The sequence below is a fragment of the Cytophagaceae bacterium genome, assembly GCA_016722655.1.
GTDB lineage: Bacteria > Bacteroidota > Bacteroidia > Cytophagales > Spirosomataceae > Leadbetterella.
The window spans coordinates 605,816-619,442 of the sequence record JADKIR010000005.1 but is presented as its reverse complement, the minus strand read 5'-3'; the positions used below and the strand labels follow the sequence as shown (position 1 = coordinate 619,442).

11 protein-coding genes are annotated in these 13,627 nt (G+C 38.3%); 4 read left to right on the top strand and 7 right to left on the bottom strand.

The window, feature by feature from the left end; genetic code table 11:
• Positions 1 to 8 precede the first annotated feature (8 nt).
• A complete protein-coding gene (locus IPP61_18610; protein ID MBL0327144.1) occupies positions 9 to 1,544 on the bottom strand; it encodes a 2,3-bisphosphoglycerate-independent phosphoglycerate mutase in 1,536 nt (511 codons plus the stop codon).
• A gap of 247 nt (positions 1,545 to 1,791) precedes the next feature.
• Between IPP61_18610 and IPP61_18605 the strand changes: the two genes are divergently transcribed.
• The 3 genes from IPP61_18605 to IPP61_18595 all read left to right on the top strand — a co-directional run bounded on the left by IPP61_18605 (position 1,792) and on the right by IPP61_18595 (position 4,960).
• Positions 1,792 to 3,159: a sulfatase gene (locus IPP61_18605; GenBank protein MBL0327143.1), complete on the top strand. Its 1,368-nt coding sequence runs from the start codon at positions 1,792 to 1,794 to the stop codon at positions 3,157 to 3,159.
• On the top strand, positions 3,156 to 4,193 hold the full coding sequence (locus IPP61_18600) for a N(4)-(beta-N-acetylglucosaminyl)-L-asparaginase (protein ID MBL0327142.1): 1,038 nt from the start codon (positions 3,156 to 3,158) through the stop codon (positions 4,191 to 4,193). Before IPP61_18605 ends, IPP61_18600 begins: the two co-directional genes overlap by 4 nt.
• Positions 4,194 to 4,303: 110 nt before the next feature.
• Positions 4,304 to 4,960 carry a hypothetical protein gene (locus IPP61_18595; GenBank protein MBL0327141.1) on the top strand — a complete coding sequence of 219 codons (657 nt, stop codon included), beginning with the start codon at positions 4,304 to 4,306 and terminating at the stop codon, positions 4,958 to 4,960.
• A gap of 2 nt (positions 4,961 to 4,962) precedes the next feature.
• On the opposite strand, the gene IPP61_18590 is transcribed toward IPP61_18595, so the two are convergent.
• Entirely contained in the window at positions 4,963 to 6,198 is a 1,236-nt protein-coding gene (locus IPP61_18590) for an insulinase family protein (protein ID MBL0327140.1), read from the bottom strand.
• A 59-nt stretch (positions 6,199 to 6,257) separates the two neighbouring features.
• Between IPP61_18590 and IPP61_18585 the strand changes: the two genes are divergently transcribed.
• Positions 6,258 to 6,740 carry a 2-C-methyl-D-erythritol 2,4-cyclodiphosphate synthase gene (locus IPP61_18585; GenBank protein ID MBL0327139.1) on the top strand — a complete coding sequence of 161 codons (483 nt, stop codon included), beginning with the start codon at positions 6,258 to 6,260 and terminating at the stop codon, positions 6,738 to 6,740.
• A 117-nt stretch (positions 6,741 to 6,857) separates the two neighbouring features.
• Here the strand turns inward: IPP61_18585 and IPP61_18580 are convergent, their stop codons facing one another.
• The 5 genes from IPP61_18580 to IPP61_18560 all read right to left on the bottom strand — a co-directional run bounded on the left by IPP61_18580 (position 6,858) and on the right by IPP61_18560 (position 13,444).
• Positions 6,858 to 8,414, bottom strand: coding sequence for a hypothetical protein (locus IPP61_18580; GenBank protein ID MBL0327138.1), 1,557 nt, complete (start codon positions 8,412 to 8,414; stop codon positions 6,858 to 6,860).
• Between the two features lie 126 nt (positions 8,415 to 8,540).
• On the bottom strand, positions 8,541 to 9,464 hold the full coding sequence (locus IPP61_18575; GenBank protein ID MBL0327137.1) for a hypothetical protein: 924 nt from the start codon (positions 9,462 to 9,464) through the stop codon (positions 8,541 to 8,543).
• Positions 9,465 to 9,580: 116 nt separating this feature from the next.
• The gene (locus IPP61_18570; protein MBL0327136.1) at positions 9,581 to 9,847 is read right to left on the bottom strand and encodes a hypothetical protein; all 267 of its coding nucleotides are present in this window, start codon (positions 9,845 to 9,847) and stop codon (positions 9,581 to 9,583) included.
• 172 nt (positions 9,848 to 10,019) lie between these two features.
• Entirely contained in the window at positions 10,020 to 10,559 is a 540-nt protein-coding gene (locus IPP61_18565; GenBank protein ID MBL0327135.1) for a hypothetical protein, read from the bottom strand.
• Positions 10,560 to 10,576: 17 nt separating this feature from the next.
• A complete protein-coding gene (locus IPP61_18560; protein ID MBL0327134.1) occupies positions 10,577 to 13,444 on the bottom strand; it encodes a hypothetical protein in 2,868 nt (955 codons plus the stop codon).
• Positions 13,445 to 13,627 lie beyond the last annotated feature (183 nt).

Genomic DNA, 13,627 nt, shown 5'->3' with positions numbered 1-13,627 from the left:
TATTTTTTTTAAATCAATATATTGCCGGTCATTTCTGCCGGAATCCCGATACCCATAATCTTCAGGATTGTAGGGGCAACATCACCCAATTTTCCTGATTTTGGCTGCCCTTTGTAAGCGTCATCCACTACAATAAACGGAACCAGATTAAGCGAGTGAGCAGTATTTACAGTTTTATCATCATTAATCATGTAATCTGAGTTTCCATGATCAGCAATTACTATTGAAGTGTAACCATTGGCTTTTCCTGCTTCAACTACATCTTTCAAACAACCATCCACAGTTTCCACAGCCTTAACAACTGCCGAAAACACTCCGGTATGGCCCACCATGTCAGGATTGGCAAAATTAAGACATACAAAGTCAACTTCTCCTTTATTAAGCTCGGGAACCAGGTTTTTGGCTAAATCTCTCGCCGACATCTCAGGTTTTAGGTCGTAAGTAGCTACATCTTTAGGAGAAGGAGAAAGCAGGCGTGTTTCACCTACAAATGGCTCTTCTCTTCCACCTGAGAAAAAGAAGGTTACATGAGGATATTTTTCAGTTTCAGCCGATCTGATTTGTTTTTTACCGGCAGCTTCAAGCACTTCCCCAAGCGTATTGTTCAGATTGTCTTTCTCATAAATCACTTTTACGTTTTTGAAAGTCTCATCGTAATTGGTCATTGTAAGATAATACAAATCCAAGGCTTTCATGTTTTGCTCAGGAAAGTCTTTTTGAGTCAATACTTCGGTAATTTCTCTGCCACGATCAGTCCTGAAGTTAAAACACATCACGGCGTCGCCTTCCTGAATATTTCCTACTGGATGGCCATTTTCTGTTACAATAATTGGCTTTAAAAACTCATCGGTTACACCATTGTCATAACTTTTTTGAATAGTGTCAGCGATTTGATTTTTTTCTACCGAAATTTCCCCCACACCATTCACCATGGCATCATAGGCAAGTTTCACCCGATCCCATCTTTTATCACGATCCATAGCAAAATAACGACCCGTAAGAGAAGCAATCTTACCTCCGGTTTGTTCCAGTGTATTACTCAAGTCCTGCACAAAAGCTTTTCCTGATTTAGGATCACAATCCCGGCCATCCATAAAAGCATGTACAAATACTTTCTTAACGCCATTTTGAGCTGCAATTTGGCAAAGACCTTTTAAATGTTCAATATGGGAATGCACCCCACCATCAGAACATAGGCCAATCAAATGAAATGCTTTGTCATTGGTTTTGGCATATTCCAGTGCATCCAAAAGGACTTTTTCTTGTGCCATTTTTCCTTCCTCAATCGCAACATTGATTTTTTCCAGTTCCTGATAAACCACCCTTCCGGCACCAAGATTCATATGACCTACTTCTGAGTTACCCATCTGGCCATTAGGTAATCCAACCGCTCTGCCACAGGCTTCCAGTGTACTATTTGGATAAGTAGCCATTAATTGTCTGAAATAAGGAACATTTGCGGCATCAATCGCCGATCTCCATTCTTCGCCGGGTTTGGGGAGACCCCAACCATCAAGTATAATCAGAATAACTTTTGAGTTCAATTTCGTAGATATTTTAGTTAAAAAAACACTGCAAATTTAGCTAAAAAACTATGTTTTCACTATTTTTTGTTGTTTTCTGACAATTATCAGAAAATCTTTTTTTTGGGAATTTTTTTTTATAATATTTGAGGGAATTACTATTATTTTAAAAATATTACAGATTAAAAAAGTGATTTTTATCAGGAGTAAAAAACATTTTAATATTTCAAAACTGGGTTTACTTTATATACCCTTATTGTTTCTGGCGATTTCTTTTAAGCCCGAAATACCTCCTAATGTAGTTTTGATTTATTTTGATGATATGGGTTATGGTGATATATCGGTAACAGGAGCAATCGATTACCAAACGCCCAATTTTGACAAATTGGCTCATGAAGGAGTTTTCTTTAGTCAGTTTTATAGCCCACAGGCGGTTTGCTCGGCTTCAAGGGCTGGCTTGCTAACGGGTTGTTATCCCAATAGGATTGGTTTCAGTGGAGCACTGGATCATACTGCAAAAATCGGATTGAATCCTGAAGAAACCACCATAGCCGAGGCCCTTAAAACCAAAGGTTATGCTACTGCTGCCATCGGGAAATGGCATTTGGGACATTTGGACCAATTTCTTCCGACCCGACATGGTTTTGATCAGTTCTTTGGTATTCCGTATTCACATGATATGTGGCCCGGGCATCCAAGCTCTAAAAATTATTATCCTGAACTTCCCCTTTACGAAAATGAAAAAATCATTGAGAGGAATCCGGATTTCAGTCAGTTTACTAAAACATTTACCCAAAAGGCTTTAGATTTTATTAAAGCCAATAAACGAAAACCTTTTTTTCTTTATCTGGCTCATCCCATGCCACATGTGCCATTAGCTGCTTCTGAAGCATTTATTGGAAAATCAAAACATGGATTGTACGGAGATGTAATTATGGAATTGGACTGGAGTATTGGACAAATCAGAGATTTTCTTCAAAAAAATAACCTTTCTGAAAATACTTTAGTGATAGTGACTTCTGACAATGGCCCCTGGTTTAATTATGGAAATCATGCAGGTAGTGCAGGCGGATTGAGAGAAGGTAAAGGGACCACTTTTGATGGCGGACAAAAAGTGCCGGCAATGATGGCATGGAAAGGTTCATTGCCCGAAGGGAAAATATTGAATGGTTTAGCATCCGGAATAGACATTCTGCCAACAATTTGCGAAGCAACAGGTGTTCATTTGCCTGTAAGACAAATCGACGGAATCAGCCTTTTGAGCTATTTGAAAGGCAAAACGGAAAGTCCGAGAGAAATGTTTTTATATTATTATAGAAAAAATAGCCTTGAAGCGATTAGGTTTCAGAACTGGAAATTAGTTTTTGATCATCCGGGTCGTACTTATGAAGGTTTTGAGCCTGGAAAAGATGGCCAGCCAGGTAAAGTAAATGAAAATTTTAGTCATAAATCAGGATTATACGATTTGAGACGTGACCCTGGAGAGAGATACGATGTAAGTGCTTATTTTCCGGAGGTAATTGAAAAACTCAACAGCCTCGCCGATCAGGCAAGAGTGGAGCTTGGTGATGACTTGAAAAATACGATGGGTAAAAACAATAGAGAAATAGGAAAAACTAAAGAATCAAATAAATGACAAACCGAAGGAAATTTTTAGAAAAGAGTTTACTGACAATCCCATTTTTAAATACGATAAATGTATTTGGCCAAACGGCTATCAAAAAGCCAATTGTGATTTCGACCTGGGATAGTGGAATTCCTGTAAATGAGGCAGCTATGAGCATTTTAAAAGAACCAAAAGGTAGAGCCCTTGATGCCGTTGAGAAAGGTGCCAATCAGATTGAGAATACTATAAATTGCTGTGTGGGTTTGGGTGGAAATCCTGACAGAGAAGGAAAGGTTACGCTTGACGCATGTATCATGGACGAACACATGAACTGCGGTGGGGTGGCTTTTATGGAGAATATAAAACACCCCATTTCCGTTGCCAGAAAAGTGATGGAAGATACCCCACATGTATTGTTGGTAGGTGAAGGAGCCCGCCAATTTGCTATCGAAAAAGGTTTTAAAGTTGAAACGGATGAATTATCAGAAGATGCCAGAAAATCCTATGAAAACTGGCTAAAGAAGTCGGAATACAAGCCGATAAAAAATATTGAATTGGAGCAAAAGAAAGCATTTGACAAAGGAAAGGGGCCATCGGCTCCACAGTTTTTAGAAAACGGGGACTTTAATCATGACACCATGGCATTGCTGGCACTGGATCATTCCGGCAATATTTCAGGGGCTTGTACCACATCCGGAATGGGCTTCAAAATGCGGGGTAGAGTGGGCGATTCTCCAATAATCGGTGCCGGACTGTATGTTGACAATGAAGTAGGTGCCTGCACTGGCTCCGGACAAGGGGAAGAAGTTATTAGGATTGCCGGAGCTGCTATGGTGGTTGAATTTATGCGGCAGGGAAAAAGCCCGGAAATGGCTTGCAGGCTTGCCATAGAAAGGCTAGTGAAAATCAATCCTAAAAAAGCTAGAGATTTTCAGGTCGGGTTTATCGCTTTGAATAAAAAAGGACAATATGGATCTTATGCGGTGAATCCCGGTTTTGTTTTCTCTGTAACAACTGCACCAGGGAACGGCCGGGTGATAAAAGCAAAAAGTTATTTTTCATAAAATAAAATATTGCTATTTTTTCTTTTATAATCCATCTGGAATACTATATTTATTTCGTCAAATATTTTTTTGCAAGTATTTGAAATTAAACAATTTAAATATTCCGGAATATGAAAAATATACTATCATTAATTGCATTTCTTTCATTTTTTAATTTTGCGTCCGGTCAAAGTACCAATCAAAATACAATGAGTGTCAAAATCGATGGCACAGAGTACAACACCCAGCCACGGCAAATAAGGTTTGGGGCCTATGCTTATTTTACCGGAAATGCCACCAAACCTGACCGAATGCTGAGAATTTGGGTGGGTAATTTTTACGGGACTGATAACACCGAAGAGGGAGATTATTTGATTGTAAACGCCAATAATCCAGATACCAAAGAGAATATAAAAAGAGCTCAGGATTTTGGAAAATTTAAGGGAATTGCTGCCATTAGGTATGTAGAGGAAACAAGAACACCCCGGATGGAGTATCACGTGGGCGACTCTAAAAACAATGACGAAGTATTGACCTTGAAAATTGGGAAAGATGGTTTTCTGGAATTTAAATTTTACAGCCAGCTGGAAGGTACTTACTGGAAGGAAAAAGCTACAGCAACTGCTTTTGGTGGCCTGGGCCGAATCAAGGATAAGATTGAAAGCAAAGTAATTACTCAGGCCACAGGATTTGACAATAATATTGATCCCGAAGGAAATGGTTACAAACGGCAGGATAAAAAAGACGTTATTGAACTAACTGAGGGAATAATGAGGTTTAAAAAGTGAAATTATCCTGCCTTGTATAGAAGTGTACTGCAGTTTTCTGTTTTTAAAACTTTTTGTGCCATATTCAAAATATCTTCCTGACTCACATTGTCAATTTTTTCCATTTCTTGGTTACAATAATTGACATCGCCGGCATTAGCCGCAAACGCTATATTCATAACCCGGTTGAGGAGCTCAACTTCTCCAAAACCTATGGTGGATTTTGCTTGATTTTTTACTTTTTGCATCTCCAGAAGTGAGATTTCATTTGATTTTATTTCAGTCAAAATCGCTTCGATTTCACCTTCTGCTGTGGAAATATCAACACCCTTGTTTAAATGTCCGCTGATAACCAATAATCCAGGATCCAATGAGCCGGTTGAGTAGGCTGAGATACTATTGAAAAGTTTTTTTTCTTTGACCAAAATTTGGTTTAATCTTGATGATTTACCTCTGCCGAGAACATCACTCAACAGGTCAGTTTCAAAATATCCGTTTTCGTGTCTTCCAGGAATATGGTAGGTTTTGTAAATGGCATCTAAAGGAACTCTTTCGGTGGTTTCCAACCTCCTTTCTACTGTCTGAATAGGTTCTACAGGTAGATTCCGGTTCGGAATTTTCCGAGAAGGAATATCCCCAAACCATTTATTTGCCAATTTTTCGATTTCAGAAACAGAAACATTTCCACCCACCACTAATGTGGCGTTATTGGGCAAATAGTGAAAATAGAAAAATTCTTTCACATCTTCCATGGTCGCATTTTCGATATGACTGATTTCCTTCCCAATGGTAGCCCAACGATATGGATGAATCTGATATGCCAAGGGTCTGAGCTTGAGCCATATATCGCCATATGGTTGATTGAGATACCGCTGTTTAAATTCTTCAATTACCACATTTCGTTGTACTTCCAAAACTTTCGGGTCAAAAGATAAACTTAACATGCGGTCAGATTCCAGCCAAAAAGCGGTTTCTAAGTTATTGACAGGCAGTGTGATATAATAATTAGTGATATCTGGAGAAGTAAATGCATTGTTTTCGCCACCTACTCTTTGCAAAGCCTCATCGTAAGAATCGATATTTTTTGAACCCCCAAACATAAGATGCTCAAATAGATGGGCAAATCCGGTTTTTTCGGGGTTTTCGTCTCTGGATCCAACATTATAACAAATATTAAAAGCAGCTATAGGACTTGATTTGTCCTGATGTACATATACTTTTAGTCCGTTTTTTAGTTCGAAATGTTGGAATTCTATCATTAATTTTAAAATAATAAGCACAAAAATATGCTTAATTTTACGACCAGAAAAGTATTAATATGAATATACGTATCGGGCATGGTTATGATGTGCACCAATTAGCAGAAGGCTATGAGTTGAGTTTGGGCGGAATTAAAATTCCTCATTCTGTGGGTTCAATGGGGCATTCTGATGCCGATGTGTTGCTTCACGCCATCTGTGATGCACTTTTGGGTGCATTGTCATTAGGAGATATTGGTAAGCATTTCAAAAACACTGACCCGCAATGGAGAGGCATGGATAGCAAAGTTTTTCTAAAAAAGGTAACTGAAATGATAGGAGAGAAGGGCTACAAAGTAGGAAATATTGACAGCACATTGATTTTGGAAGAACCAAAAATTGGAAAATACATTCCCGAAATGAAAATTGCAATAGCCCAATGCTGCAATATTGATCCGGAAGATGTTTCGATTAAAGCCACCACCTCCGAAACCATGGGTTTTGTGGGCCATAAAGAAGGTTTAGAGGCTCATGCAGTTTGTTTGGTTTATAAAGACTGTTGATTTATTGGCATTTGGTTAAGAAAAATTTAACCCTAAAACCTCACCCTAAATCCCTCTCCAGAGGGAGAGGGACTTAAAACCGGTGTTTAAAAAATGACATTGATTAACTATAGTTTTTTAGTTACAACCTTCTGTAATTGTCATGAATTTTGCACCTGGTTCGGTTCTGAATCCTGGGTTAAGTGTAATCGCCTGGGCTTTATAAATTGTAATTCCAGCCAAAACCGGGATAGTATGAATGGATTGAATTGAACTGTTGGCTTCATATAATATATCAGATGCAATCCCTTGAAATGAGTCCGTGTTCGCACAGGGAACAAACGTTGGGTCTTCGTATTTGTACAGCTCATGGTCCAAATCAAAAGTGTAGGCAACAAAAAGCAGCTTATTATTTAAAACACAAAAACGACTTGGATATGAGCCATCAGTTGGGTTTATATCTCCTAAAAGTTCAGTTCCTACTGCCGTTCCGTCAGTTCTCCAAAGTTCCATTCCTGTAACTCCATCGCCTGCTGGAAAATAAAATTTGCCTTGAAATTCAATGCCTTTGTCAAAATAACTGGTGGCGTCACTGATGGTGTTTATGTCTTTAACAAGAGTTATTTCATATTGGCCAATACCTCCAATGATATTTATTGGATCGGCGGCCACTTTATACAAGGCTGGTCCATCTAGCCCATTATTTGCAGCCAAATACATAAAATTGCCTGCATGACCAAGTGGCGTTGCAAAGCTGGAGCCAGCACCTGGATTTAAGTTTTGTACCATTTGCGTACCAAGTGTGGTCCCATTAGACACCCAAAGTTCTGTTCCGTTTATTTCATCGTCCAAACTAAAAAACAGGTGATTATTAAAGGTGTAATAATTGCTTGAAACAGGAAAGCCGGCAGGATTAAAGTCCTTGATTACAACTGTCCCTGCATTTGTGCCATCTGAAACCCAAAGTTTATGGCTTCCATAATAATTGGGAGGGTCGTTTGGGCCGACAATAAAAAGATTAGAACCTGCTGAAAATAATTGCGTACAATAAGGCATGTCTTTTACTTTTGAAGTGCCCGCGGTGGTTCCATCGGTTTTCCAAAGAGCACAAGGGGCGTTGTTTGCCCAACCTAAAAAATACAGGAATCCATCAGAGTGAGCAACAAATTTTGAAGGTGAAATGGTGTTGTTAACTCCTACTCCTGGTATATTTTTAACCATTTCGGCTGTACCGGCTGTATTTATTTTCCAAAGTTCAAATCCTTCATCAAATGTAGAGCCCGAATAAAATATTTCCCCATTGAAAGGATAGAGTGTTTGAACAAATGTATTGGTGCCAGCCGTTCCAGAAGTGATACCATTACTTGACCAAGGATACTCTCCTGCATCAAAGGGATTTGGACCACTCCAACCAATTAATGTACCAGAACTTGTTGGTTCTTTTACAAAAATATTCTCATTGGGATCCGTTACTCGCATTGTTCCGACTGTCGTACCATCGGTTTTGAAAAGTCCGCTTTTGTTGTTTTCTAATGCACCAAAATAAACGTGGTTGCCCATTTTTACTAGACGATTGTATTGTCCATTGAGATTGGAAGAAAAGGCATTTGGGTTAATGTCCTTTACAAGGGTAATTTGTGCCGAAACACTTAAATATAAGCAATTTATAATGATTAATTTACGAATTATTTTCATAGTTTTTTCTTCAAATCAAATTATTATTTCTATTATTTCAATGCTTTTTTTTAATATTTTAATAAGCGGTATTCAATAGAATTTTAAAAAAAGTTTTTGATTTCATTCAACAATTAACAAATCTTATTACAAACTCTTTGGTAACAAAAAAGCATTTTCAAAAAAGGAAATACTTGATGTCGGGCATTTTGAACCCGGAGTTTTGTATTCCTGCATTTTTTCAAAAAGTTTCAATGAACCTGAGGTCGTAAGTCCCAAGAAACTGAAATTGTAGCCAGTTTCGGCTTTGAGGGTTATTCTGGTGCTGTTGCATGGGCCTGGCATAAAAGGCAAACCGCTTTCGAAGTAACTTACAACACTTGTATTGGTCAAGAAATATGGAACAACAACTGTGTCAAAAATGCCGATTTCGAATCTTGGAAATTCTAGGCCTACACCAACGCCAACAATCCCTGTTGAGGCTGAACCTGTTTCACCAACAATTGATGGATTAAAGTTGGCCATAGTGGCTCTTGGAGTCAGGCTGTTATTTTCATAGGAAAAACCATTCGTTCCCGAATACGCAAGTTTTAGGTTTGCCTGACAAGTACTGTTGGCCGAAATTTCGGGATAGACTTTGAGCACACATTTTATGCGGTAAGTCACTGGAATAACTCCGTGAACCACCATCACACGCATAAAATTTATGGGTATTTCGAAAGCAGCGTCCGCATTTGACATGGACAAAAAAGCATATTTCGCTTCAATTTCTCCGTTTATGTCATTGTGTGTTTCTCGGTAAGAAGACATGCGGCTATTTTCAACATTTATTTGGCTTTCGATGTTGAAGTTTGAAATAAAACCTTTGAATTCAATAGCACCCAGATTCCCTTTTTTTGCTTTCAGATTCAGGCCAAGTTTTCGGTTATCCCCCGAAGATTCCGGTGCTAGAGCTAATTCTACTTCCCAACCACTTATTTCGCCTTTATAAGTCCATTCTTGTGTGCCTTCAATGTGTTTTACTCTGGCACCTTTTTCATTGTTGATGTCTATTATAGAAGAGCTTAGCACCGAACTGTTCCATTGAAAGGCAGTTTTGTAATCTATCTTGGCCGATTTATAGTAATCTACAAATTTGGCTGAGGTAGTTTTTACAATTATTTTACCACCCGATTCTGTGACACTACTTATTTTTTAAGCGAATGACCTGTAAATAAAACCACGGAGCCTGTTTTTAGTGACTTCAGTTCGCTTGCTCCACTTTTAAAGGTCATTTGACACGTGGCTTTGTCAAAACTTTCGTAGCTTTTAGTCATGGTTTCCAAAGGCACTTCAGCGGTGTTGGCTTGTTTTACGACATTACTGACCGTTCCTTGATCGGGTTCAAAAAGGCGGTTTTGTCCAATGGTGATACTTTTTTCCTCTGGGACAACATCTCCACCAGATTTTTGCATCGGATGCCGAATACGGACAGACTTAAAATTAGCGTGAGTACTGTTAGTTTTTTCATGGTGTTATATTTATTCAATAAATTCGATTAATTATAGGACTTTTAATTCTTTATGAGGGTTAAGAAGATTGGGTATTTTATCAATTAATTCACTTTTTACTGGTTTAAATATTAGATTAAGGCAAATAAATATTCCAAATGGTGTCAGAATAGTTATTCGTTTCGTCGAGTTCGGCAATATTATTAACAGCATCAGCTCTGATAACAAGGTGGATTTTCCCACTGGCAGGACGCCATTTGGCAGGAAAATTCACTTGGGCATTCAAAAACCAAGAGGTCCCCATCGGTATGTGGGCCGTTCGTACATAAGTTTGCACCAATCTATAGGTGTAAAAACCGACGAGAGAAGAAGGTACTTTCTGATATACTTTCAAAGAATCAGCAAAAGCTCCTGTGTCATTGGCAGTGCCTATATTTAATTCTTTTAGCGAGATAGGAATTTTGTAAAGACCCGAAGCCAGCGTAACAGTTCCACTTACAAAAAAAGGAAATACTTTTAAATCAGGTTTCTCACCGCCAGCTGGACGAAGATTCCGCTCATTTGAGGTGGCTTTTTCAAGTGCTGTCTGAGGCTGAACGGAAGCCTCTTCTTTACTTGAGCAGGCAAAAATGGCAATACAAAGTGCCGAAAGGATAAATAAATTTGATGTTTTCATGGGTATAAATTTTGATTTTATTGCTTGATTACTAATACATTAAAAGTGATATTGTTTGGCATAGAGGAAAGATCTTCTAAATAGATTCTCCAAGTACCATCTACTGATGCCCAATACACTCCAAAAGATTTATTTAAATATGTATTGTTAGGGCTATAATTGTGTGTAACTATTATAATGTCATTTTCGTTATTTGCAAATGTAGTATTTGGAATTTTCAAATAATTGCCTGTAATATTAGTTCCCGTTAAAGAAGTGATTTTAAAAGCGGCTTTATTTGTGCCTGAAACCTTTATTCCTCCCGTAATATCAAGGGCATTACCCAAATTGGTATTATTAACTGCGGTGATTGTGGGATTTGTACTTGAATTATTTGTTGCATCTATTGCTTTACCTGTGCCTGCTGTAGAAACAGAAATACCATTTGAGGCATTTGAGACATTCGTAATATTAAAATTACTAGCATTTCCGCTTGTTCCAGTTGCTGAAGATGACATAGTGGTAGTTGTAGAAGTTAAATTTAGTGGAGCAGTAACAGGTGGAATAACTTGCCAAGTTGCATTCCCAACTGCATCAGAAGTTAAAACTTTCCCAGCAGCAATTGTACCCACGCCAGCTCCTCCAAATTTTATAGTTCCATTAGTTTCAAGGGCATTGGTACCTTGAAAGTAGGCTGCTTTACCTGTGCCAGTTGTAGTTGAAGAAAGGGCATTTGCAGCATTTGAGGTATTAGTGATTTGAAAATCGCCAGCAAATCCACTTGCACCAGTAGCAATTGATTGTAAAGTTGTAACGGTAGAAGTTAAATTTAAAGGTGCAGTAACTGCAGGAATTGCTTGCCATGTTGCGTTTCCAAGCCCATCAGTAGCTGTAAGTACCTTTCCTGCTGCTGGAGTTCCTACCCCAGAGCCACCAAATTTAATAGTACCATCTGTTTCTAGGGCATTGATACCGTGAAAATAGGCGGCTTTACCTGGTCCGTTGGTTGAACTTTCTAAAGCGGCATTTGTATTGGTGCCATTTTGGATTTGAAAAACACCAGCTTGTCCATTGTTACCTTCTGAAATTCCATAAATTGACTTATAATCATTAGAATTGCTGTGGCCAATTAAAGCTGAATTGCCTCCGATAACATTGTAATTAGAATTACTAAAAAGACCAGCAACACCATTATAAGAAATTCCGCGAACTCCATTACTTGGTCCAAAGGTTACCCCTTCTAAAGCAGGATTAGGGTTTGAGGAATGAGTATTTTGAAAACTACCTGCATATCCACTTGCACCAGTAGCGGTTGAAGAAAAAGTTGTTGTGGTAGAAGTTAAATTCAAAGGTGCAGCGACAGCTGGAATTGCCTGCCAAGTGGCATTTCCTAGTCCGTCAGTAGAAGTCAGCACTTTTCCTGCGGTAGGCGAACCTACACCAGAGCCTCCAAATTTAATTGTTCCGTCGGTTTCGAGTGCATTTGTGCCTTGAAAGTAGGCAGCTTTGCCTGTGCCGTTGGTTGTCGAAGAAAGTGCATTCGCAGAATTTGAAGCATTGTCAATTTGAAAAATACCTGCCCTGCCCAAACCACCAGTATAGCTATAAAAAGAATCTCCACCACCATTAGTAAAAGCATGAAGGGCAATACTATTATTTGAAGTATTGTTTATTTGAAAAACCCCAGCTTTACCGGTTCCACTCATAGTTGCATATATTGCTTGTCCTGTACCATTACTTGCACCCAATAAAGCATTATTACTATTTGAAGCATTGTCAATTTGAAAAATACCTGCCCTGCCCAGACCACCAGTATAGCTATAAAATGAATCACCACCGCCGTTAGTAAAAGCATGAAGGGCAATATTATTATTTGAAGTATTGTTTATTTCAAAAACTCCAGCCTTGCCAGTACCATTTGTAAGTGAATGAAGCCCTGGGTTATTATTTGAACCATTATAAATTTCAAAAAAACCTCCCTTTCCTAAACCAAATTGTGTTGTAAACAAAGCCTCTGAGTTATTTGTGGTATTACTGCTTACAAAATATCCTGCCCTACCCAAACCATTAGTTCGAGCTTCTAAGGCAAAATTAGCATTTGAAGTATTATTGATTTCAAAAACTCCAGCTTTTCCTGTGCCAAAATTAGTTCCATATACTCCTTGACCTAAGCCATAATTTTCACCTATCAAAGAAGCAGCATTATTTAATGAATTAGTTGACTGAAACCATCCACTTCTTCCTAAACCATTTTTGTTCACTATTAATGCATGATTACTATTTAAAGCATTATTTATTTCAAAAAGGCCGGCTTTGCCAGTTCCAGTAGTAATGGCATGAAGTGCATCACTTGAGTTCGTGAAATTATCTATTTCAAATTTACCTGATATTCCATTTGATGAATTGCCATATACACCAATTCCTGAAGTGCTTCCACCTTGTACTCCTCTATAATTTGACAAACCTAAAACACCAACATGAAATGGGCCATTCCCCTGACCTCGTACCCCTATTCCATAAATTCCTCCATCTGAAATCCCATGCACTCCAGTTCCACCCGGTACATCAGGCCCGCTATAAATTGGAGGGTATGTGACTATACTTTCCCCAGTTATTGAGGTATTTCCAGTGGTCCCTATGGTAGTTCCGGTAACTATTAAAGGATATGGTGTTGAATTATTATTTGTCCAAGCCGTACCATTATAATACCAATTAGAAGCCGTACCGATATTATACACCATCATGCCCTGCTGCCTTTGTGGTATAGGAATGGCTAACTCAATAGCCGCTTGATCTGCATACCTCGGCAGTTTCACACTCTTAGAATCAATCTCAGTAGCAGCTTGTTGGGCGTAGGTGTTAATAGCCAAAAGGCTGAAAATTAAAATTTTGACGAAATTTTTCATAAGTTTTTTGGGAGATAAAAAATTAAATACAAAGTTTTTATTTTATTGAATGGTTTGAAATCCTACAATTTGGGTATTTCTTATCCTTAAAATTGAGGATATTAATGGTTAGCGGTTTTCATTCAATCAATCTTCAAAGTTCGGATTTTGGTTTTTGTTGTGAAATGACAGATATCTGTCATT